21 protein-coding genes are annotated in these 22,250 nt (G+C 70.3%); 3 read left to right on the top strand and 18 right to left on the bottom strand.

What is annotated here, in order from left to right; genetic code table 11:
* Nucleotides 1-16 precede the first annotated feature (16 nt).
* The 4 genes from ACFY9E_RS03870 to ACFY9E_RS03855 form a co-directional block, all read right to left on the bottom strand.
* A complete protein-coding gene (locus tag ACFY9E_RS03870) occupies nt 17-772 on the bottom strand; it encodes a Sir2 family NAD-dependent protein deacetylase (RefSeq protein WP_390979048.1) in 756 nt (251 codons plus the stop codon).
* An 80-nt stretch (nt 773-852) separates the two neighbouring features.
* Nucleotides 853-1,347 carry an NUDIX domain-containing protein gene (locus tag ACFY9E_RS03865; RefSeq protein WP_390979046.1) on the bottom strand — a complete coding sequence of 165 codons (495 nt, stop codon included), beginning with the start codon at nt 1,345-1,347 and terminating at the stop codon, nt 853-855.
* Nucleotides 1,348-1,375: 28 nt separating this feature from the next.
* Nucleotides 1,376-1,831, bottom strand: a complete 456-nt coding sequence (locus ACFY9E_RS03860) for a hypothetical protein (RefSeq protein ID WP_390979045.1) — start codon at nt 1,829-1,831, stop codon at nt 1,376-1,378.
* A gap of 270 nt (nt 1,832-2,101) precedes the next feature.
* Nucleotides 2,102-3,181, bottom strand: a complete 1,080-nt coding sequence (locus tag ACFY9E_RS03855; protein ID WP_390979043.1) for an ADP-ribosylglycohydrolase family protein — start codon at nt 3,179-3,181, stop codon at nt 2,102-2,104.
* A gap of 205 nt (nt 3,182-3,386) precedes the next feature.
* On the opposite strand from ACFY9E_RS03855, the gene ACFY9E_RS03850 reads away from it, so the two are divergent.
* Nucleotides 3,387-4,505, top strand: coding sequence for a glycerate kinase (locus ACFY9E_RS03850; RefSeq protein WP_390980293.1), 1,119 nt, complete (start codon nt 3,387-3,389; stop codon nt 4,503-4,505).
* 4 nt (nt 4,506-4,509) lie between these two features.
* Here the strand turns inward: ACFY9E_RS03850 and ACFY9E_RS03845 are convergent, their stop codons facing one another.
* The 10 genes from ACFY9E_RS03845 to ACFY9E_RS03800 all read right to left on the bottom strand — a co-directional run bounded on the left by ACFY9E_RS03845 (nt 4,510) and on the right by ACFY9E_RS03800 (nt 16,847).
* A complete protein-coding gene (locus ACFY9E_RS03845; protein ID WP_390979041.1) occupies nt 4,510-5,730 on the bottom strand; it encodes an alpha/beta fold hydrolase in 1,221 nt (406 codons plus the stop codon).
* Nucleotides 5,731-5,933: 203 nt separating this feature from the next.
* Nucleotides 5,934-6,716 (bottom strand): CDP-diacylglycerol--serine O-phosphatidyltransferase, encoded by a 783-nt coding sequence (pssA, locus tag ACFY9E_RS03840; RefSeq protein ID WP_390980291.1) that lies wholly within the window; start codon nt 6,714-6,716, stop codon nt 5,934-5,936.
* A gap of 58 nt (nt 6,717-6,774) precedes the next feature.
* Entirely contained in the window at nt 6,775-7,431 is a 657-nt protein-coding gene (locus tag ACFY9E_RS03835; protein ID WP_033309199.1) for a phosphatidylserine decarboxylase, read from the bottom strand.
* A 170-nt stretch (nt 7,432-7,601) separates the two neighbouring features.
* Entirely contained in the window at nt 7,602-8,807 is a 1,206-nt protein-coding gene (locus ACFY9E_RS03830) for an acyl-CoA dehydrogenase family protein (RefSeq protein WP_390979039.1), read from the bottom strand.
* Between the two features lie 2 nt (nt 8,808-8,809).
* On the bottom strand, nt 8,810-9,322 hold the full coding sequence (locus tag ACFY9E_RS03825) for a MaoC family dehydratase (RefSeq protein ID WP_030843910.1): 513 nt from the start codon (nt 9,320-9,322) through the stop codon (nt 8,810-8,812).
* 5 nt (nt 9,323-9,327) lie between these two features.
* Nucleotides 9,328-10,290: an aldolase/citrate lyase family protein gene (locus ACFY9E_RS03820; protein WP_390979036.1), complete on the bottom strand. Its 963-nt coding sequence runs from the start codon at nt 10,288-10,290 to the stop codon at nt 9,328-9,330.
* On the bottom strand, nt 10,287-12,335 hold the full coding sequence (locus tag ACFY9E_RS03815) for a methylmalonyl-CoA mutase family protein (RefSeq protein ID WP_390979033.1): 2,049 nt from the start codon (nt 12,333-12,335) through the stop codon (nt 10,287-10,289). The genes ACFY9E_RS03820 and ACFY9E_RS03815 overlap by 4 nt, the downstream gene beginning before the upstream one ends.
* Nucleotides 12,336-12,345: 10 nt before the next feature.
* Nucleotides 12,346-13,689 (bottom strand): crotonyl-CoA carboxylase/reductase, encoded by a 1,344-nt coding sequence (ccrA, locus tag ACFY9E_RS03810; RefSeq protein ID WP_390979031.1) that lies wholly within the window; start codon nt 13,687-13,689, stop codon nt 12,346-12,348.
* 382 nt (nt 13,690-14,071) lie between these two features.
* Nucleotides 14,072-14,899: a TetR family transcriptional regulator gene (locus tag ACFY9E_RS03805; protein ID WP_390979029.1), complete on the bottom strand. Its 828-nt coding sequence runs from the start codon at nt 14,897-14,899 to the stop codon at nt 14,072-14,074.
* A gap of 142 nt (nt 14,900-15,041) precedes the next feature.
* Nucleotides 15,042-16,847 (bottom strand): 3-hydroxybutyryl-CoA dehydrogenase, encoded by a 1,806-nt coding sequence (locus ACFY9E_RS03800; RefSeq protein WP_390979026.1) that lies wholly within the window; start codon nt 16,845-16,847, stop codon nt 15,042-15,044.
* A 393-nt stretch (nt 16,848-17,240) separates the two neighbouring features.
* Between ACFY9E_RS03800 and ACFY9E_RS03795 the strand changes: the two genes are divergently transcribed.
* A complete protein-coding gene (locus tag ACFY9E_RS03795) occupies nt 17,241-17,816 on the top strand; it encodes an adenylosuccinate lyase (protein WP_390979024.1) in 576 nt (191 codons plus the stop codon).
* A 2-nt stretch (nt 17,817-17,818) separates the two neighbouring features.
* On the opposite strand, the gene ACFY9E_RS03790 is transcribed toward ACFY9E_RS03795, so the two are convergent.
* The 4 genes from ACFY9E_RS03790 to ACFY9E_RS03775 all read right to left on the bottom strand — a co-directional run bounded on the left by ACFY9E_RS03790 (nt 17,819) and on the right by ACFY9E_RS03775 (nt 21,602).
* Nucleotides 17,819-18,322 (bottom strand): GNAT family N-acetyltransferase, encoded by a 504-nt coding sequence (locus ACFY9E_RS03790; RefSeq protein ID WP_390980289.1) that lies wholly within the window; start codon nt 18,320-18,322, stop codon nt 17,819-17,821.
* Between the two features lie 20 nt (nt 18,323-18,342).
* On the bottom strand, nt 18,343-18,741 hold the full coding sequence (locus ACFY9E_RS03785; RefSeq protein WP_390979022.1) for a Rid family hydrolase: 399 nt from the start codon (nt 18,739-18,741) through the stop codon (nt 18,343-18,345).
* Nucleotides 18,742-18,798: 57 nt separating this feature from the next.
* Complete coding sequence (locus tag ACFY9E_RS03780; RefSeq protein WP_390979020.1) at nt 18,799-20,397, bottom strand: alpha/beta fold hydrolase; 1,599 nt, start codon at nt 20,395-20,397, stop codon at nt 18,799-18,801.
* 164 nt (nt 20,398-20,561) lie between these two features.
* A complete protein-coding gene (locus tag ACFY9E_RS03775; RefSeq protein ID WP_390979018.1) occupies nt 20,562-21,602 on the bottom strand; it encodes an Rv2578c family radical SAM protein in 1,041 nt (346 codons plus the stop codon).
* Between the two features lie 170 nt (nt 21,603-21,772).
* Between ACFY9E_RS03775 and ACFY9E_RS03770 the strand changes: the two genes are divergently transcribed.
* The gene (locus ACFY9E_RS03770) at nt 21,773-22,216 is read left to right on the top strand and encodes an SRPBCC family protein (RefSeq protein ID WP_184907765.1); all 444 of its coding nucleotides are present in this window, start codon (nt 21,773-21,775) and stop codon (nt 22,214-22,216) included.
* Nucleotides 22,217-22,250: the final 34 nt, after the last annotated feature.

Below are 22,250 nucleotides of genomic sequence, written 5' to 3'. Positions count from 1 at the left end.
CAGGGGCGTGACGCGCTCACGCGCCTGGAGGACCTGCGGGGCTCGCCCCGGCCGTGAGACGGCGCAGCAGCTCCGGCAGGGCCGTGCCGATGGGATCGCGGACGATCTCGTCGGCACGGTCGTCGTACGGGGTCGGCTCGGCGTTGACGACGATCAGGCGGGCGCCGTGGTCGGCGGCGACACCGGCGAGCCCCGCCGCGGGCTGGACCTGGAGGCTGGTGCCGGCCGCGACGAAGACCTGGCAGGCCTTGCTGATGGCCGCCGCTTCGCCGAGGACGACGGGGTCGAGCCGCTCGCCGAACATGACCGTCGCCGGCTTCAGGATCCCGCCGCACTCCCGGCACGGCGGATCCTCCTCACCGGCCTCGATCCGGGCGAGCGCGTCCTCCATCGGGCCGCGGGCATGGCAGCCGGTGCAGACGAAACGCCGTGCCGTGCCGTGCAGTTCGAGCACCTTGCGGTCGGGCATCCCGGCGAGCTGGTGCAGTCCGTCCACGTTCTGCGTGATCACCCGCACCGGCACCCCGGACCGCTCCAGCTCCGCCACCGCCCGGTGCGCGGCGTTGGGCTCGGGGCGCAGCGCGTGGTTCTCCAGCCGCATGCGCCACGACCGGCGGCGGATCTCCGGGTCGCCCATGTAGTACTCGTAGGTGACGAGCTTCTCGGCCTCCGGATCCCGCCGCCACAGCCCGTTCGGTCCGCGGTAGTCCGGAATCCCGGAGTCGGTGCTGACACCCGCACCGGTGAGCAGGGCGACGAGGGGCTTGGCCATGGAACCGAGGGTAGGCGGGGCCGCGGTGCGGCGGCGAGCGGATATCGACCGGGGCACCGAGGGGTGAGCGGCCGGACCCGTCAGTACACCCGCAGGCCGTTCTCCAGCTCCGCCGTCCCCGAGCCGTCCGCCAGAACGTCGAGGGCGGCCACGACGCGGCCGCCGAGGGCGCCCGGCAGGTACTCGGTCAGTTCCTCGCGCGGGACCAGCCGCCAGGACAGCAGCTCCTCCTCCTGGAGGCGGATCGCCTTCAGCTCGTCCTCGCTCAGCACCCCGCCGTCGTAGAGGTACGCCACCAGGGGCGGACGGCCCGAGCCCCGCACCCAGTCCACCGCCAGCAGCCGGCCGAGCTCACGGTCGAGGCCGATCTCCTCGGCCGTCTCGCGCCGCGCGCCCTGCCGCGGGGTCTCGCCGTCGTCGGACTCGACGGTGCCGCCGGGCAGAGCCCAGCCCTCCCGGTAGTTGGGCTCGACCAGCAGGACACGGCCCTCGCCGTCCCGGAACAGCGCGGCGGCGCCGGCCAGGACGCGGGGCAGGGACGCGATGTAGGCGGCGAAGTCAGGAGAGGAAGTCACCGGTGCAGGGTAACCACCGGATCCCGCCTCATCCGCACGGGAAGAGGTAGCTGGACTTGTAGTTGATGTAGAGGCTGCCGGAGGACGAGCCCATCTTCGCGGTCACCGGGGCGCAGGCGAAGCTGGAGACGTACACGGGGCCCGCGTACTCGCTGAAGTTGCCCGAGTCGGAGTCGCAGGCCGTGCCGTCCACCTTGCAGACCTGGAGGTACATGTACTGCGCCTTGCCGACGTTGTTGTCGAGGATGGCGCAGCCCTTGCCGCCGTTCTCGTAGGCGAAGAGGGTGGCCAGGCGCTGACTGGGGTCGGTGCCGACGGGCAGCGGGATCGCCTTGCGCAGCGTGTAGCCGGTGCCGCACACGCCGGCGGCGGACGCCGAGGCCGTAGCCTGCTCCGCGGCGACGGCCTGCGGCGCGGAGAGGACGGCGCCGGTCAGGACGGCGGCGGAGGCGGCGACACGCAGGGCGGTTCTCAAGCGGGACATGACAAGTAGATGCTTTCTGTCGGGTCTGAGACGCGAGTCCGGTGACCGGAATTGATCGAATGCCTTGAAGGCTCGATCACTTTAGGTTCGGGTTTGATGGAGTTGGCTGACCCGCGTGGAATTGGCCGAAATCGAACTGGATGGAAGCGCTTCCAAGCGGAACAAGGCAGTGGCGCAGCGGGCGGGGGCCTTTGCTGAGCCGACGCGGGGACGCGTGGCGCCAAGCGGAAGATCCGGTCAGCCATCCTGCGCGGCACCGGAATGGCTGATTCACACGGGTCGCGCCGCCTGCTCCGCCAGCCGCAGCGTCCGCTCCGCCAGTTCGCTGATCCGCACCCCGTCGAAGCCGAACACCGCGCTGCGCACCCGGTCCTCCAGCGGGGCCTTCCACTGGTCGGGGATGGCCTGCGCCCCGCCGAACACGCCGGCCACCGACCCCGCGGTCGCGCCGTTGGAGTCGGTGTCCAGGCCGCCGCGGACGGTCAGGGTGATGGTGCGGGTGAAGTCGCCGTCGCCGTAGAGCAGTCCGGCGGTGAGGACGGCCGCGTTCGGCACGGTGTGGATCCAGCCCATCCCGGCGGTCTCCTCGGCGACCGTGCTGAGCGTGTCCTCCCAGGACAGCCGGGTGCCGTGCAGCGAGACCACCCGGCGCACCGTGCGGGCGAGGCGGCTGCTCGCCGGGATCACGGCCAGGGCCTCGTCGACGGCCCGGCGCACGGTGGGCGCCGTGAACGCCGCCGCGATCAGCGCCGCCGCCCACATCGCCCCGTAGACCCCGTTGCCGGTGTGCGACAGCACCGCGTCCCGCCGGGCGAGCGAAGCGGCCCGGCGCGGGTCGCCCGGGCAGGTCCAGCCGAAGATGTCGGCGCGGATGAGGGCGCCGATCCACTCCTGGTAGGGGTTGTCGTACGTCGCGGTCAGCGGCGGCTTCAGCCCGCCTGCGAGGTTGCGGTAGGCGGCCCGTTCGGCGGTGAACGTCTGCAGGTACGGCAGCCGCAGCAGCCACAGGTCGCCGACCTGCTCGGTGCTGAAGCCGAAGCCGTGCGTCTCCAGCAGGTCGAGGCCGAGAATCGCGTAATCGACGTCGTCGTCACGGCAACTGCCGTGGATGCGGCCGCGCACGCACTGGCGCCACTCGGGGCGCAGCGCGGTCGCCTCGTCGCCGGTGGGCTCGGGCAGGTAGTCGGTCAGGGGGAGCGCGGCGGCCCGTCTGAGGTAGCGGTCGATGCGGTCACGCGACCAGATCTCGCCCTGTTCGACGGGTTTGCCGAGCATGTTGCCCGCGATGCGGCCCGTCCAGCCGCCGAGGACGCGGTCGGCCAGGTCCGTCTCGGTGTGCGCAAGGGCCATGGTTACGGTCTACCCGTTTCGCGCGATCCACCCGTCTCCGGGGTGGGAGCCCTTGGTCCAGGAGATGGGCACGTGCTGACGACCGGGGCGTCCTGCGGTTAAGGTCACAGCGGCGCGACCGGCCTTGACGTACGTGAGGGCCCGGAGAGCAAGGGGAGTACAAGTGGCGGACGCTGCAGGGAGCGATACCCGGAAGGCAGAGCGGGTGCTCGTCGCCGCGGACAAGTTCAAGGGGTCGCTGACGGCCGTGGAGGTCGCCGAGCGGGTCACGGCCGGGCTGCGCCGGGTCCTGCCGGACCTCGAGGTCGAGGCGCTGCCCGTGGCCGACGGTGGCGACGGGACCGTGGCCGCGGCGGTCGCGGCGGGGTTCGAACGCCGGGAGGTACGGGTCGCCGGCCCCCTCGGCGAGGAGGTGACGGCGGCGTTCGCGCTGCGCGAGGGCACGGCGGTCGTGGAGATGGCCGAGGCGAGCGGGCTGCAGCGGCTGCCCGCCGGGGTCTTCGCCCCGCTCACGGCGTCCACGTACGGCTCCGGCGAGCTGCTGCGGGCCGCCCTGGACGCGGGCGCCCGTACGATCGTCTTCGGGGTCGGCGGCAGTGCCACCACCGACGGCGGCGCCGGGATGCTGTCCGCGCTGGGCGCCCGGTTCCTGGACGCCGACGGGGAGCCGGTGCCTCCGGGCGGCGGCGGACTCGCCGAGCTGGCCACCGCCGACCTGTCGGGACTCGATCCGCGCCTCGGCGAGGTCGAGCTGGTCCTGGCGAGCGACGTGGACAATCCGCTGACCGGCCCGAAGGGAGCACCCGCGGTCTACGGCCCGCAGAAGGGCGCTTCTCCGGAGGACGTGGAGGCCTTGGACAGCGCCCTCGCCCACTTCGCCGAGGTGCTGGAGGGACCGGCCGGGCCGCAGGCCGCCGAGTACGCGGCATCGCCCGGCGCGGGAGCGGCGGGCGGCATCGGCTACGGCGCCCTGCTGCTGGGCGCCCGGTTCCGCCCCGGCATCGAGGTGATGCTCGACGTCCTGGGCTTCGCCCCCGCCCTGGACCGCGCCGATCTGGTCATCACCGGCGAGGGCTCCCTCGACGAGCAGACCCTCCACGGCAAGGCCCCGGCGGGCGTCGCCACGGCGGCCCGCGCCGCCGGCAAGGACGTCGTGGCCGTCTGCGGCCGCCTCGCCCTGCCGCCCCAGGTCCTGGGCCGCGCCGGCTTCCGCCGGGCCTACCCCCTGACGGACGCGGAACCGGACGTGGCGAAGTGCATCGCCGAGGCGGGCCCGATCCTGGAGCGGGTCGCGGAACGGATCGCGCGGGACTTCCTGACCTGAGCCGTCACGGCAGGGGGATCAGCTCACCGTTCGAGTCCCTGAAGTAGCTGCCGGTCCTCCGGCCCTCCACCTTGCCGTCCTTGAACCACTGTTTCGACATGTGGTGCACGGTCTTGGCGGTCAGCTCCCACACCAGCGAGTGGCCCGCGCCGGCGAGGCAGAACATCAGCTTCTCGGGGCCTTTGACGGCCGCGTAGAGGTCCGGTACGGAGAAGCGGACGGGGTCGGGGAAGGTCGCGGGGCTGTTGGCGGCCCGGTCCAGCTCCCCGTAGATGATCAGCACGGGAACCCGTTTCCCGAGCACGGGCGTGCCGGCCGGGTTCTCGTGCGGCACCGTCCGGTTGTTCCAGCCCCACCAGTAGGTGTTCCGGTACCGCAGAACGCCCTCGTACTCACCCGGGGCCACCTCGGGACCCCACTTGCTGCCGAGGGGATCGCTCTGCATGCAGGCTTCCCAGGCGAGGTCCACGATGCCGGGCTCGCGCAGGTCGGGGTTGCCGTCCAGCCCCGTCCTGAACCCCGTCTTGGTGCCGACGAACATCGGGAAACCCCAGGTGCCGGCGGGTTGGGACATGGGCAGAGTCCGGGCCTCGGACGGGCGTCCGAAGGGGTCGTCGGGCTTGTCCGACCACCGTCCCCTGGGCGGGAAGACCGGGGCGAGCAGGAGCAGGCTCTCGACGTGGTCGGGGTTCTGCAGGGTGTAGGGGCCCATGATGGCCGCGCCCAGGGACCAGCCGATGAACCGGATCGGCTTCTTCCTGCCCGGCAGGTCCCTGATGTGCTCGACCACCGCGTGCAGTTCCGCCCACTCGCTCTCCGAGTTGCCGAGCTGGTGCGGGTACGGGGGAGGGGGAGGGCAGGGCGCCTGGAGGGGATTGGGGACGAGGACCGGCTGCTGGGCCGGGTTGGCGTTGCACGGATCGTCCATCCTCGGGCGCGGGGACCGGCCGGAGCCCTGGAGGTCCATGATGAAGACGTCGTAGCCGTCGTCCGCGAGTTCCTGTGCCCAGCTGTACCGGGTGGCGGAGCCGCCGGGCACGGGCGCGAGGTCGAACCCGGCCAGGGCCGGCACGCTTCTGCCGTGCAGCATCAGTACCGGTTGGTGCGGATGGTTCGGCTTGGTGCCGTCGTACTCGCGTACGGGCAGCGTCACCGTGTCGCCGAAGTTCGCGGGGATCTTCGACGCGAGCGTGACGTTGTGCTCTCTGAGAATGGGTGCGGGCATGGCCGCCTCCCGATGAGGGAAGTGGGGTGAACTATCCGAAAACCCCTCTTTCTACCCTCCTCTTCCTGCATTTCTCCCGCAAATCGGCCTCAACCAGAGGTAGTTGACCGGTCAAGGGCAAGAAGAGGATGCCCTTGAACGCGAAACGGGTGTGGCCCGGGCCTTCAAAGGCCCGGGCCACACCCGTCAGCGGAGGAGCGGGGTCACGGCAGCTGTGCCGCGCGTGCTTCCCGTCGGTTGTCGCGGAAGTTGTTCACCCGCCGGGCCGTCGCGAACAGCGGGATCACCGCCCCCATGACCAGCTGCAGCGCGCACCCCGTCTGGAGGAGCAGCTGTCCGCTCGGCGCGTCGAAGGCCCAGGCCGCCATCAGGCCCATGCCCAGCACGATCCACGACAGCATCGCCCCCGCGAGCCTGCCCCGCGGCTTGGGGTACTCCACGCGGCTCACCATCAGCCACGCCGTCCCCAGGATCGCCAGCAGCGTCGCCACGAAGGGCAGCTCCAGCAGCACGATGGACACGACCGTCAGCGCGCCGAACGGCGAGGGCATGCCCTGGAAGGTGCCGTCCTTGACCGTGACGCACGAGAACCGGGCGAGCCGCAGCACCACCGCCAGCAGGACGACGATCGCCCCGACCGCGGCCACTCGCTGGTGCGCGTCGTCCGCGACCATGCCGTACACCAGCACGAAGTACGCCGGCGCCAGACCGAAGCTGATCAGGTCGGAGAGGTTGTCCAGCTCCGCGCCCATGGGGGAGGAGCGCAGCTTGCGCGCCACCAGGCCGTCGAAGAGGTCGAAGACCGCCGCGCAGAGCATGAGGATGACCGCCGTGGCCGCGCTGTGGCGAGCCATGCCGGTCTCCTGGCTGCCCGTGAGGTGCGGGATCAGGATGCCGGTGGTGGTGAAGTACACCGCCATGAAGCCGCACGTGGCGTTGCCGAGCGTCAGCGTGTCCGCTATCGACAGGCGAAGAGAGAGGGGCATCTCCTCTTCTTCGTCGACCTCGTCGGCCTCCGGGACCCAGCCGGCCTTGGTGTCAGGATCAATCACGGTCAATGCGAGTCACTCCAGCCACGGTCTTCTGTCCCACCTCGACCGCGACCTCCACGCCCTCGGGCAGATAGAGGTCGACGCGCGAGCCGAAGCGGATCAGGCCGATCCGCTCGCCCTGCTCGACCTTGGTGCCCTGGGGCAGGTACGGAACGATGCGGCGGGCGACGGCGCCGGCGATCTGGATCATCTCGATGTCGCCGAGCTCGGTGTCGAAGTGCCAGACGACACGCTCGTTGTTCTCGCTCTCCTTGTTGAAGGCGGGAACGAAGCCACCGGGGATGTGCTCGACCGACGTCACCGTGCCGGCCAGCGGCGCGCGGTTGACGTGGACGTTCAGCGGGCTCATGAAGATCGCGACGCGCGTGCGGCCGTCCTTCCACGGCATGATGCTCTGCACCACACCGTCGGCGGGCGAGATGACCCGGCCCTGGGTGATCTCGCGCTCGGGGTCGCGGAAGAACCACAGCATCCCCGCCGCGAGCGCGGTGGCGGGAACGGCGACGGCCTTGGCGGCGCCGGAGCGCCGGGCCCGCGCCAGGCTGAGGGCTGCGGTGGCGACGGTCGGAAGGAGCCACGGCGATGCTCCGCGCGCGAGGCGTACGCCGGCCCGGCTGTCGCGTGGTGCAGAGGTTTGGCTGTGGGGCATGGATGACCTTCGTAGCGGATGATGCCGCACTCTGACGGGGGACGGCGGCTTTCCGGCGATCGTAGCGGCTCGGGGCCCTAACTGGGTAAGCCAGGCAGCCGAGTCGGCGGCAGAAGAGTGCTGACGGGGTGTGATCTTCTTCTCCAAGAAAACACCCCGTATCCGGACATCTAGCCCTGGAATCGATACTCTTCGAGCAACCGCCTGCCGATGATCATTTTTTGGATCTCGGCGGTACCTTCACCGATCAGCAGCATCGGAGCCTCACGGTAGAGGCGCTCGATCTCGTACTCCTTGGAGAAGCCGTAGCCGCCGTGGATCCGGAAGGAGTCCTCGACGACCTCCTTGCAGTACTCGGAGGCGAGGTACTTCGCCATCCCAGCCTCGAGGTCGTTTCGCTCCCCGGAGTCCTTTTTGCGTGCCGCGTTCACCATCATCGCATGCGCGGCCTCGACCTTGGTAGCCATCTCGGCCAGCTTGAACTGGATCGCCTGGTGCTGGGCGATCGGCTTCCCGAAGGTGTGGCGCTGCTGCGCGTACTGGACACCCAGTTCGAACGCACGCTGAGCGACGCCGCAACCACGTGCCGCCACATTGACGCGGCCGACCTCCACGCCGTCCATCATCTGGTAGAAGCCGCGGCCGGTGACCCCGCCGAGCACCCGATCCGCGGGAATGCGCAGGCCATCCATGATGAGCTCGGTGGTGTCGACCCCCTTGTAGCCCATCTTGTCGATCTTGCCGGGGATGGTGAGGCCAGGGCGCACCTCGCCGAAACCGGGCTCCTTCTCGACCAGGAAGGTGGTCATCGACTTGTGGGGGGCCGTGCCCTCGGGGTGACCTTCGTCACTTTTAACCAGAACGGCCACCAGAGACGACGTTCCGCCGTTCGTGAGCCACATCTTCTGGCCGTTCAGGACGTACTCCTCGCCGTCCTTCACCGCCTTCGACGTGATCGCCGACACGTCCGAACCGAGGCCCGGCTCCGACATCGAGAACGCGCCCCGGATGTCGCCGGCCGCCATCCTCGGCAGGAAGTGGTCCTTCTGCTCCTGAGTGCCGTGCTGCTTGAGCATGTACGCCACGATGAAGTGCGTGTTGATGATGCCGGACACCGACATCCACCCGCGGGCGATCTCCTCCACGCACAGCGCGTAGGTCAGGAGCGACTCGCCCAGACCCCCGTACTCCTCGGGGATCATCAGGCCGAACAGGCCCAACTCCTTCAGCCCGTCGACGATCTGCTGCGGGTACTCGTCGCGGTGCTCCAGCTCCGTGGCGACCGGAATGATCTCCTTGTCCACGAAGTCCCGGACGGTGGACAGGATCTCCTGCTGGATGTCCGTCAGACCGGCGGTCTGGGCGAGTCGCGCCATGGCTACTTCTCCTGCTCCCTGAGCTCGGGGCGGCCGGGCTGCTCGCCGCCGCGCTCCTTGATGTACGTCTCGGTCGGCACCATCACCTTGCGGCGGAACACGCAGACCAGCGTGCCGTCCTGCTTGTAGCCCTTGGTCTCGACGTAGACGATGCCGCGGTCGTTCTTCGACTTCGACGGCCACTTGTCGAGCACGGTCGTCTGGCCGTAGATCGTGTCGCCGTGGAAGGTCGGCGCCACGTGCTTCAGCGACTCGATCTCCAGGTTGGCGATCGCCTTGCCGGAGATGTCCGGTACGGACATGCCGAGCAGCAGCGAGTAGATGTAGTTCCCGACGACGACGTTCTTGCCGAAGTCCGTCGTCTTCTCCGCATAGTTCGTGTCCATGTGGAGCGGGTGGTGGTTCATGGTGAGGAGACAGAACAGGTGGTCGTCGTACTCCGTGACCGTCTTCCCCGGCCAGTGCTTGTACGTCGCCCCGACCTCGAACTCCTCGTAGGTGCGCCCGAACTGCATCGCGCTCAGCCCTCCGGAATCTCGAACTTGCTGGTGCGCTGCATGCCGGCGGCGCGGCCCTTGCCGGAGATGACGAGCGCCATCTTGCGGCTGGCCTCGTCGATCATCTCGTCGCCGAGCATCGCCGAGCCCTTCTTGCCGCCCGCCTCGGACGTGTAGTAGTCGTACGCGTCCAGGATCAGCTCGGCGTGGTCGTAGTCCTCCTGCGACGGCGAGAAGATCTCGTTGGACGCCTCGACCTGGCCCGGGTGCAGCACCCACTTGCCGTCGAAGCCGAGGGCGGCGGCGCGCCGGGCGACCTCGCGGTAGCCGTCGATGTTGCGGATCTGGAGGTAGGGGCCGTCGATCGCCTGGAGGTTGTTGGCGCGGGCGGCCATCAGGATCTTCATCAGGATGTAGTGGTAGGCGTCCGCCGGGTAGCCGGGCGGCTGCTCGCCCACGACCAGCGACTTCATGTTGATGGACGCCATGAAGTCGGCCGGGCCGAAGATGATCGTCTCCACGCGCGGCGAGGCCTGCGCGATCTCGTTGACGTTGTTCAGGCCCTGCGCGTTCTCGATCTGCGCCTCGATGCCGATCTTGCCGACCTCGAAGCCCATCGTCTTCTCGATCTGCGTCAGCAGCAGGTCCAGGGCGACGACCTGCTGGGCCGTCTGCACCTTCGGCAGCATGATGCAGTCGAGGTTCTGGCCGGCGCCCTCCACGACCGTGACGACATCGCGGTACGTCCACTCGGTCGTCCAGTCGTTGACGCGCACGACCCGCGTCTTGCCCGTCCAGTCGCCCTCGTTGAGGAACTTGACGATGGTGTGCCGCGCCTCGGGCTTGGCGAGCGGGGCGCACGCGTCCTCCAGGTCGAGGAAGACCTGGTCGGCCGGGAGGCCCTGGGCCTTCTCCAGGAAGCGCGGGTTCGAGCCCGGTACCGCCAGGCAGGAACGCCGGGGGCGAAGGCGGTTGACCGTGGTCATGCGGGGACCTCCAGAGGGTCGAGCTTGTTCGCTTTCCGGATCTCGTCGACGATGCGGCCGATGATTCCGGTGATGTCGAAGTCCTTCGGGGTGAAGACCGCGGCCACTCCGGCTGCCCTGAGCTGCTCGGCATCACCGTTCGGGATGATGCCACCGGCGATCACCGGTATATCTGTGGCGCCCGCCACACGGAGCCGTTCGAGGACGTCCGGCACCAGCTGGGCGTGTGATCCGGACAGGATGGACAGGCCCACCGCGTGCACGTCCTCGGCGAGGGCCGCGTCCACGATCTGCTCGGGCGTCAGCCGGATGCCCTGGTAGACCACCTCGAAGCCGGCGTCGCGCGCCCGCACGGCGATCTGCTCGGCGCCGTTGGAGTGCCCGTCCAGGCCCGGCTTGCCGACCAGGAAGCGCAGCTTGCCCACGTTCAGGTCCTTGGCCGTGAGGTCGACCTTGCGGCGGACCAGGGCGAGCGTGCTGCCCTCCTCGACGGGGACCGCCACCGGTGCCGAGGAGACGCCCGTGGGTGCCCGGAACTCGCCGAACACCTCGCGCAGGGCCCCGGCCCACTCGCCGGTCGTCGCCCCGGCGCGCGCGCACTCCAGGGTGGCCTCCATGAGGTTCTCGTCGCCGCGCGCGGCCTCCTTCAGCCGCTCCAGCGCCTTGCAGGGCCGCGGGTGGTTGAAGGGCGGCTGGTAGCGGCTGTCGCGCCACTGCTGGAGCGCGGCGATGACCCGGGCCTCGACCGCCGGGTCCACCGTCTGGATCGCGGTGTCCAGGTCGGCGGTCAGCGGGTTCGGTTCGGTGCCTTCGAAGGCGTTGACACCGATGATCTTCTCCTGGCCCGACTCGATCCGGCCCCGGCGCTCGGCGTGCGAGGCGACCAGCTGCGACTTGAGGTAGCCCGACTCGACGGCCGCCATCGCGCCGCCCATCTCCTGGATGCGGTCGATCTCGGCGAACGACGCCTCGACCAGCTGCTCCACCTTCGCCTCGATCACCTTCGAGCCCTCGAAGATGTCCTCGTACTCCAGCAGGTCGCTCTCGTACGCCAGCACCTGCTGGATGCGCAGCGACCACTGCTGGTCCCAGGGGCGGGGCAGGCCGAGGGCCTCGTTCCAGGCGGGCAGCTGCACGGCGCGCGCGCGTGCGTCCTTGGAGAGGGTGACGGCCAGCATCTCCAGCACGATCCGCTGGACGTTGTTCTCCGGCTGCGCCTCCGTCAGGCCCAGGGAGTTGACCTGGACGCCGTAGCGGAAGCGGCGCTGCTTGGGGTTCTCGATGCCGTACCGCTCACGGGTGATGCGGTCCCAGATGCGGCCGAACGCCCGCATCTTGCACATCTCCTCGACGAAGCGGACGCCCGCGTTGACGAAGAAGGAGATGCGGGCCACGACGTCGCCCATGCGCTCCTGCGGCACCTGGCCGGAGTCGCGCACGGCGTCGAGGACGGCGATCGCGGTGGACATCGCGTACGCGATCTCCTGGACCGGCGTGGCGCCCGCCTCCTGCAGGTGGTAGCTGCAGATGTTGATCGGGTTCCACTTCGGCATGTGGGAGACCGTGTACGCGATCATGTCCGTCGTCAGACGGAGTGAGGGTCCCGGCGGAAAGACGTGCGTGCCGCGGGACAGGTACTCCTTGACGATGTCGTTCTGGGTCGTGCCCTGGAGCTTGGTGATGTCGGCACCCTGCTCCTCGGCGACGACCTGGTAGAGCGCCAGCAGCCACATGGCGGTGGCGTTGATCGTCATCGAGGTGTTCATCTGCTCCAGGGGGATGTCCTGGAACAGCCGGCGCATGTCACCGACGTGCGCGATCGGCACGCCGACCCGGCCGACCTCGCCGCGGGCGAGGATGTGGTCGGAGTCGTAGCCGGTCTGCGTCGGCAGGTCGAACGCCACCGACAGACCCGTCTGGCCCTTGGCGAGGTTGCGCCGGTACAGCTCGTTGGACGCCTCGGCCGTGGAGTGACCGGCGTACGTGCGCATGAGCCACGGCCGGTCCTTCTCCCGCTTGCCTTCAGCGGGCTGACGCTCAGTCATCCAGCGCTCCTCAGATGTTCCGGAAGCGGTTGATGGCGTCGATGTGCTGGGCGCGCTTGGCCTCGTCGCGCACGCCCAGGCCCTCCTCGGGGGCCATGCACAGCACGCCGACCTTGCCCTGGTGCAGGTTGCGGTGCACGTCGAAGGCGGCCTGGCCGGTGTCCTCCAGGGAGTACACCTTGGACAGGGTCGGGTGGATCTTGCCCTTCGCGATGAGCCGGTTGGCCTCCCAGGCCTCGCGGTAGTTGGCGAAGTGCGAGCCGATGATCCGCTTCAGCGACATCCACAGGTAGCGGTTGTCGTACTCGTGCATGTAGCCCGAGGTCGAGGCGCAGGTGGTGATGGTGCCGCCCTTGCGGGTGACGAAGACGGACGCGCCGAAGGTCTCGCGGCCGGGGTGCTCGAAGACGATGTCGATGTCCTCGCCGCCGGTGAGCTCACGGATGCGCTTGCCGAAGCGCTTCCACTCCTTGGGGTCCTGGGTGTTCTCGTCCTTCCAGAACTTGTAGCCCTCGGCGTTGCGGTCGATGATCGCCTCGGCGCCCATCGAGCGGCAGATGTCCGCCTTCTGGTCGCTGGAGACGACACAGATCGGGTTGGCGCCGCCGGCCAGCGCGAACTGGGTGGCGTAGGAGCCGAGTCCGCCGCTCGCGCCCCAGATGAGGACGTTGTCGCCCTGCTTCATGCCGGCACCGTTGCGGGAGACCAGCTGCCGGTAGGCGGTGGAGTTGACCAGGCCGGGGGCGGCGGCCTCCTCCCACGACAGGTGGTCGGGCTTCGGCATCAGCTGGTTGGACTTGACCAGGGCGATCTCGGCGAGGCCGCCGAAGTTGGTCTCGAAGCCCCAGATGCGCTGCTCGGGGTCGAGCATCGTGTCGTTGTGGCCGTCCGAGGACTCCAGCTCGACGGACAGACAGTGCGCGACCACCTCGTCACCGGGGCGCCAGGCGTTGACGCCCGGGCCGGTGCGCAGGACGACGCCCGCGAGGTCGGAGCCGATGATGTGGTACGGCAGGTCGTGGCGCTTGGCCAGCTCGTTGGTGCGGCCGTAGCGCTCCAGGAAGCCGAACGTCGACAGCGGCTCGAAGATCGACGTCCACACCGAGTTGTAGTTGACCGACGAGGCCATGACGGCCACCAGCGCCTCGCCCGGGCCGAGCTCGGGCAGCGGCACCTCGTCGAGGTGGATCGACTTGCGGGGGTCCTTGTCGCGGGTCTCGAGGCCCGCGAACATCTCCGTCTCGTCCTTGTGCACGGTGATCGCGCGGTACGACTCGGGAAGCGGGAGGGCGGCGAAGTCCTCCGACGTGGAGTCGGGCGACTGGATCGCGGCCAGGATGTCCTTAACGGTCACGGTGTTGCCTCCGGCGGTGAGCGCCCTGAGGGAGGGGCGCCGATGGTTACGTCGGTGCTGCTGAGGGTTGAGGGGGTGCCGTCGGTTCGGCGGTGGTGCTGTTCGGCAGCGCTGGGTGGCGCGGGAGGTTGCCTGTGACGCAGGCGCCCGGGCGTGCAGGCGGGTTGGGCCTGCCGGGACGTCGTCCGGACTCCTTCAACGTATGACACCGCGTGTCACCCCGCAAGGCACTGAGTGCCAGAACTTGCTCTCAGATGAAATCTTTACGCAACATATGAGCGATGATCGATCGAACGGGGTCGGCGAGGGTCCGCGAAACGGCCCCTGACATGCCAAAACGGCCACCCCGAAGGGTGGCCGTCATCACAGTGCGGTGAGTCGCTCAGCGCTCCTTGAGCGCCTGCTCGATCGTCCGCATGACCTCGTCCAGCGGGGCGTCGGTGCGGGCGACGGTCACCAGCACCTCGCCCTGCGCCGACGCCGTGGCGGCGGCCGGCTGCGGTCCCGCGGAGCGCCCGGCCCCGATGCCCGACCCGAAGGTCTTGCGCACGATCGCGAAGGCGTGGTCCAGCTGTGCCTCCACGTCCCCCTGGCCGCCGGCCCGGAGCCAGCGCCGCAGGACGTGGTTGTGGGCGGTGACGACCGCGGACGCGGCGACCTCCGCCAGCAGCGGGTCGTCGTTGGCGTCGTCGGCGTGCGCCCGCTCGTCGAAGTGGCCGAGGAGATAGCGGGTGAAGAGGCGCTCGTAGCGGGCCACCGACGCGATCTCCGCCTCGCGCAGGGTGGGCACCTCGCGCGTCAGCTTGTAGCGGGCGACCGAGATCTCCGGCCGGGCCGCGTACATCCTCATGACTTCCTTGATCCCGCGGCACACCGTGTCGAGCGGATGCTCGTGCGCGGGCGCGGCGTTGAGCACCGCCTCGGCGCGGATCAGGGTGTCGTCGTGGTCGGGGAAGATCGCCTCTTCCTTGGAGCGGAAGTGACGGAAGAAGGTGCGGCGGGCGACCCCGGCCTGGGCCGCGATCTCGTCGACGGTGGTCGCCTCGTACCCCTTCGTCGCGAACAGCTCCATCGCGGCGGCCGCAAGTTCCCGGCGCATCTTGAGCCGCTGGGCGGCGGCGCGAGAACCGGCGGCACTCTCCGGCGCGTCGGTCGCGGCGGGTGTACGTGAGGACTTGGCGGGCTGGGGCATGCCCTGAACGTACTGCATGTGCGCAGCTCGGTGCGCATGACCTGGTTCTCCCCCGCCGCCGGAGGGCGGGGGAGGGGCGGCCCGGCCGGCCGGGTGGAACCGGTCCGGGCCGAGCAGGCCGCCCCACTCCGCGCCGGACCGGAACCAGTCACCGGGACGCTCAGCGCTTGGCATATTCGCGGAAGCCACGGCCGGTCTTGCGGCCGAGGCAGCCCGCGGCCACCAGGTGTTCCAGCAGCGGCGCCGGAGCGAGCCCCGGGTCACGGAACTCGCGGTGCAGGACCTTCTCGATGGCGAGCGAGACGTCCAGCCCGACGACGTCCAGCAGCTCGAAGGGGCCCATCGGGTAACCGCCGCCCAGCTTCATGGCCGCGTCGATGTCGTCGAGCGTCGCGTAGTGCTCCTGCACCATCTTGATCGCGTTGTTCAGGTACGGGAACAGCAGCGCGTTCACGATGAAGCCGGCCCGGTCACCGCAGTCGACCGGGTGCTTCCTGATCCGTGCGCAGACCTCGCGGACCGTCGCGTGCACGTCGTCGGCGGTCAGCACCGTCCGGACGACCTCGACCAGCTTCATGGCCGGCGCCGGGTTGAAGAAGTGCATCCCGATCACGTCCTGCGGGCGCGACGTGGCCCGGGCGCAGGCGACGACCGGCAGCGACGAGGTGGTGGTGGCCAGGATCGCGCCCGGCTTGCAGACCTTGTCCAGGGCCGCGAACAGCTGCCGCTTGACCTCCAGGTCCTCGGCGACCGCCTCCACGGCCAGGTCGACGTCGGCGAAGTCGTCGTACGTGCCGGTCGGCGTGACCCGCTCCAGGGTCTGCGCGGCCGCCTCGGCGGTCATCCGGCCCTTGTCGACCGAACGCGCCAGGGACTTGCCGATCCGGGCCTTCGCGGTCTGCGCCTTCTCCTCGCTGCGGGCGGCGATGACCACCTCGTACCCGGCCTTGGCGAAGACCTCGGCGATCCCGGAGGCCATGGTGCCCGAACCCGCGACACCGACCGAGCGGATCTCCCGGCCGGGAACCGGGTCGCCGCCCTCCAGCGGCGTCAGCGCGTCCCGCACGACGACCGGGCTGCCCGGCGCCTCGTACGTGTAGAAGCCCCGCCCCGCCTTGCGGCCGGTCAGGCCCGCCTCGCTCAGCTGCTTCAGGATCGGTGCCGGAGCGTGCAGCCGGTCGCGCGAGGCGGCGTACATGGCCTCCAGGACCGTCCGCGCGGTGTCGACGCCGATCAGGTCGAGCAGCGCCAGCGGGCCCATCGGCAGCCCGCAGCCCAGCCGCATCGCGGCGTCGATGTCCTCGCGGGAGGCGTACTTCGCCTCGTACATCGCGGCCGCCTGGTTGAGGTAGCCGAACAGCAGGCCGTCGGCGACGAATCCGGGCCGGTCGCCGACCGCGACGGGCTCCTTGCCCAGGTCGAGCGCGAGGTCGGTGACCGCCGTGACGGCGGCCGGCGCGGTCAGCACCGAGGAGACGACCTCCACCAGCTTCATGGCCGGGGCCGGGTTGAAGAAGTGCAGGCCCAGCACCCGCTCGGGGCGGGAGGAGTCGGCGGCCAGACGCGTCACGGACAGGGCGTTGGTGCCGGTCGCCAGGATCGTCTCGGGGCGCACGATCGTGTCCAGCTCCCGGAAGATCTGCTGCTTGACCTCGTAGGACTCCGGGGCCACCTCGATGACCAGGTCGGCGTCGGCCGCGGAGCGCAGGTCGGCGGAGGTGCGGACACGGCCGAGGATGTCGGCGCGCTCCTGCTCGGTCAGCCGCCCGCGCTCGACGCCGCGGGCGGTGGAGGCCTCCAGGGCGGCGACGCACTTCGCGGCCTGGGCCTCGCTGATGTCGATGCCGACGACCGTGCGGCCGGCCTTGGCGAGGACCTCGGCGATGCCGGTGCCCATCGTGCCGAGGCCGACGACGGCGACGGTCCGCAGCGAGGACTGGGACGGGTCGGAAAGGGGAGTGGCCATCGCGGGACTCCAGGATGAGGGTGACGACGGGGAGCGCTCCGGGTGCGCCGAAGACGGCCCGGCAGGGCCGGACCACGGGCGCACCGGGTGCGTGGGAAAGTGCGGGTGCTGGCCGGGCTGCGAAGCGCACACGCCCGGTGCCGCCACCGCGGGCGTGCACACGCCCGGGGGGAACGGCGGTTCCGACCGGCCCTGTCCCGGGGCCGAGCCGTACTGCGGTACCTGAGGCACCGAACCGACTGCTCTCACGACGGCCGCGTCACCAGACCGCCGCGAGGAAATGCGAGTGGGTAACCCGCTCGTCTGAGCTTAACCGGCGGGTAACGAGCGCGCCAGCCCCCGGGTTTGTGATGTACGTCCCGCGCGGCGCGCGACGCCCCTAACCTCTGAGTCATGGACGAAGAGTTGCGATCACTCACGGAGCGCTTACGGCAGGAGTCGGGGGCGCCGCCCGCGTTCGAGCGGCTCGTGGCGACCGACGACCTCGACGCCCTGGCGGCCGCGCTGACCGAACCCGGGCAGCACCTGTGGGCGAGGGAGCTGGCCGCGTTCCGGCTGGGGCTCGCGCGGGACCGGCGGGCCTTCGAGTCCTTGGTACTGCTGCTCAATCACCGTGACCCCCCGCGCTGTGCCTCCGCCGCCCACGCCCTCGCCCGGCTCGGCGACCCCCGTACCGCCCGCGCGGCTGCCGCCCTGGCCACCAACGAACTGCGGGTCGCCTACGCCCTGCACCCGGTGCGGCTCCTGGTCGAGCTGCGTGCCCCGGAGGCGGTACCCGCGCTGATCACCACGCTCCAGCGGCGCCTGCGCCCGCACGACCCGTACCGCCGCGTGGCCCTCGCCTGTGTGGACGGGCTCGGCACGCTGGGCGACGCCCGGGCCCGGCCCGTCCTGAACGAGGCCCTCGCGCATCCGGGGCTGGCCGAGGCGGCGGTGCGGGCGCTGGGGCGGATCCCGAAGCAGAGGTGACGTCAGCGGGGGAGCCTCTTGGCGTACCGCACCTCGGGAACGGCGACCCCGTCCACCTCGAAGGGCTCCTCGGCGCCGTCCGCCCGCAAGCCGGCCCGTTCGTAGAAGCGGCGGGCCCGGTCGTTTCCCTTGAGCACCCACAGCAGGAGACGGCCGTGGCCCGCGGCGGTGCAGCGCGCGACGCACTCGGTGAGCAGTGCCTGCCCGGTGCCTCGTCCCACCTGGTCGGGGTGGACGTAGATGGCGTACAACTCGGCGTCCGGGGTGAGGACTTCTCCCTCCCGGTAGGGCCCGTGGCAGGCCCAGCCGACGATCTCGCCGCCGCTGTCCTCGGCGACCAGGTTCACCACACTGCCGTCGCCCTGCGAGAGGTACGTACGACGGCGCTCGGCGTCCTCCTCGACGCTGAGCCCGTCCAGGTACGGCTGCGGGATCAGGCCCCGGTAGGCGCTCTGCCACCCGCGGATGCGGATCTCCGCGACGCGGTCGCAGTCGGCGAGTGTCATCTCCCTGATGTGAAGTCCTGTCACGGAGCCACCACCGCGAACGCCTCGACCTCCATCAGGAACTCCGGCCGGACCAGCGCGGTGACCTGTACCGCCGAAGCGGCCGGCAGGCGGTCGTCGGGTATGTGCTCGGCGCGGGCCGCGCGGAGGGCGGGCATGTGCGCCATGTCCGTGACGAAGTAGGTGAGTTTGACGACGTCGTCGAAGGTCGCGCCGGCGGCCGCCAGGCAGCGCCGGAGGTTCTGGAAGACCTGGCGTGCCTGCGCCGCCGGGTCGCCCTCACCGACCAGCCGACTCCGCTCGTCGAGCGGCAGCTGACCGGCGACCGACACGAAACGGCCCGTGCCGAGGACGACGTGGCTGTACTGGGCCGCGGCGGCGACGCCGTCGGGGGCGGGGATCCGCGTCAGCTCACTCATGGGTCCATGGTGGACCATGGGACTGACAGTGCCCGCCCCCGACGGATCGTCAGCGGCTCAGTGGCGGAACCCGAGCAGGCCGTGCAGCGCCGAACCGTTCGAGGAGGCCGACACCCCCCGTGCCGAAGGCGGAGCCGTGGCCGCCGCGGGCTTCGGGTCGGGCAGCGCCTCGCACACCGCGTCCGCCTCGCCGTAGCCGCGCGGCACGGTGCCGTCCGTCAGGTACGCCGCCAGGTGCTTGTCCAGGCAGGCGTTGCCGCTCAGCGTGATGCCGTGGTTGCCGCCGCCCTCCTCGACCACCAGGCTGGAGCGGGCCAGCAGCCGGTGCACGGTGACACCGCCCTCGTACGGGGTGGCCGCGTCCCCGGTCGCCTGGAACAGCAGCACCGGCGGCAGCGTGCCGTTGGCCACGTTCACCGGGCGCAGCGAGTCCGTCGGCCAGAACGCGCACGGCGCGTTGTACCAGGCGTTGTTCCAGGTCATGAACGGAGCCTTCTCGTACACCGCCCAGTTGTCCTTGCGCCACTGCCGCCAGTCGCGCGGCCAGGCGGCGTCCCGGCACTGCACCGAGGTGTAGACGCTGTAGCCGTTGTCGCCCGGGGCGTCGACCGCGCCGAAGCTCTCGTATGCCTCGACCAGCGGCTCGGGGTCCTTGTCGTTCACGTACGCGGCGAACGCCTCGGCCAGGCTCGGCCAGTAGCCGTTGTAGTAGCCGCCCGGGATGAAGGTGTCCTCCAGTTCGGAGGCGCCCACCGTGCCGCTCGCAGGCTTCTTGGCGAGGGCGGCGCGCATCGCGTACCACTTCGCCTCGATCTTCTCCGGGTCGGTGCCGAGCTTGTAGGTCGCGTCGTGGCGGGCGATCCAGGCGAGGAAGGCGCGGTGGCGGTCGTTGAAGGCCACGTCCTGGTTGAGGTTGGCCTCGTACCAGACGTCGGTCGGGTCGACGACCGAGTCCAGGACCAGCCGCCGGACCCGCTCGGGGAAGAACCGGGCGTAGACCGCGCCCAGGTAGGTGCCGTACGAGTAGCCGAAGTAGTTGATCTTCTTCGCGCCCAGGGCCTGCCGGATCGCGTCCAGGTCGCGCACGGCGCTGGTGGTGTTGATGTACGGCAGGAGATGCGCGTACTTCTTGCCGCAGGCGGCGGCGAAGGACCTGGCGCGGTCGAGGTTGGCCTTCTCGATCGCGGGCGTCGCCGGCAGGGAGTCCGGGCGGACCGGGTCGAAGTGGCCCGGCTTGCAGTCCAGCGCGGGCTTGCTCGCTCCCACGCCGCGCGGGTCGAAGCCGATGACGTCGTACTGGGCCGCGACCTTCGCGGGCAGCGAGGACGCGACGAACCCGGCGAGCGTCAGGCCGCTGCCGCCGGGGCCGCCGGGGTTGACCAGCAGCGGGCCCTGGTAGGTCCGTGCGGTGTGCGGGACGCGGGACAGGGCGAGGGTGATCTTCTCCCCGTGCGGCCTGCGGTGGTCGAGCGGCACTTTCAGGGACGCGCACTGGAGCGTCGGGTAGTCCTCGGTGGCGCAGCTCTTCCAGGTGAGCTTCGCGGTCTGCGGGGTGGTGTTCGCGGTGCCGGGTGCGCTCGCTTCGGCGGGAACGGCCGTGAAGGTCCCGGCCATGACGACGGCGGCGCCGCACAGTGCGGCTGCGCGTTTTCTCATGGAGTCCTCCCAGGACGGCGGGATGAAGGACCGCGAGGGTCACCGTCCTCGCCGCATCGTCCCGGAAACCGGTCCTGGAAGAACTCATTCCGTAAAGCTCATGACCCGATTGGATCTTCAGGTGCGCTCGAATGCCCGCAACGGGGCGCAGGTCTCGAATTCTCCTAGAGGAGCGAGAGTTGGGTCGGCCCCGCCACCGGGGGCTCCCCGGCCGGCTCGGTGGGCCGGATCCGCCGCGGCGTCCGCGCGCGCGTGGGCCCGATGCCGTACTCCTCGGCCAGCTCGTGCACCTGACGGGTGATCCGCCGCTGGTACCACTTGGGGGCGTAGGAGCCCTCCGCGTACAACCGTTCGTAACGGGCCACCAGGTGCGGATGGTGCTGCCCCAGCCAGGCCATGAACCACTCGCGGGCGCCGGGCCGCAGATGCAGCACCAGCGGTGTCACGGACGCGGCGCCGGAGGCCGCGATCGCCCGCACGGTGGCGCGGAGTTGGGCGGGCGTGTCGCTGAGGAACGGGATCACCGGTGCCATCAGCACGCCGCAGCCGATGCCGTGTTCGCCCAGGGTGCGCACCACCTCCAGGCGCCGTTCCGGTGCGGGCGTGCCCGGCTCGACGGTGCGCCACAGCTCCTGGTCGGTGAAGCCGACCGACACACAGATGCCGACGTCGGTCACCTGTGCCGCCTGCTTGATCAGCTCCAGGTCACGCAGGACGAGCGTGCCCTTGGTGAGGATCGAGAAGGGGTTCGCGTGGTCGCGCAGCGCCGCGATGATGCCCGGCATCAGCCGGTAACGGCCCTCGGCGCGCTGATAGCAGTCGACGTTCGTGCCCATGGCGATGTGCTCGCCCTGCCAGCGGCGCGAGCCGAGCTGCCGGCGCAGCAGCTCCGGTGCGTTGATCTTGACCACGATCTGGCTGTCGAAGCCGAGCCCCGTGTCGAGGTCCAGGTAGCTGTGCGTCTTGCGTGCGAAGCAGTACACGCACGCGTGCGAGCAGCCCCGGTAGGGGTTGACCGTCCACTGGAACGACATCCGTGACACCCCCGGCACCCGGTTGATGATCGAGCGTGCCCGGATCTCGTGGAACGTGATTCCGCGGAACTCCGGCGTGTCGAACGTACGGGTCGTGACCGCGTCCGCGCCGAACAGCGCGGCATCGGCCCGGCTGTGTTCGGAGTCCACTGTGAGGTTCTCCCAGCGCATGACGCCTCCTCGGTAGCACTGACCACAGAATAGAACACATGTTCCCTTGATCGTGCGAGGGTCTTTTCCGAACGCGTTCGACCGGGTTCTGCCACCCCGATTTGGGGGGCCGGGCAGCGGGGTGGTTGGCTTGCCCCGACCCCCGAGCAACCAGGTCCTGGAGGAAAGCGATGGCGCAGGTCGAGGCCACTACGGAGCGGATCGTCGCGGCGGACGCGGAGACGGTGTTCGACGCCCTCGCCGACTACAGCGGCACGCGCGCGAAGCTCCTGCCCGAGCAGTTCAGCGAGTACGAGGTCCGGGAGGGCGGCGACGGCGAGGGCACCCTCGTCCACTGGAAGCTCCAGGCCACCAGCAAGCGGGTGCGCGACTGCCTCCTGGAGGTCAGCGAGCCCACCGACGGCGAGCTGGTCGAGAAGGACCGCAACTCCTCCATGGTCACCACCTGGCGGGTCACCCCGGCCGGCGAGGGCAAGTCCCGGGTCGTCGTGACCACCACCTGGACCGGCGCCGGCGGCATCGGCGGCTTCTTCGAGAAGACCTTCGCGCCCAAGGGCCTCGGCCGGATCTACGACGCGATGCTCACCCGGCTCGCCGCCGAGGTCGAGAAGTAGTCCGCCTCAAAACGCAGACTCTCAGGGGGTGTTG

Origin of the sequence: Streptomyces sp. NPDC012466, assembly GCF_042955215.1 — a bacterium.
Classification (GTDB): Bacteria; Actinomycetota; Actinomycetes; order Streptomycetales; family Streptomycetaceae; genus Streptomyces.
This window is presented reverse-complemented; position numbering and strand designations above follow the sequence as displayed.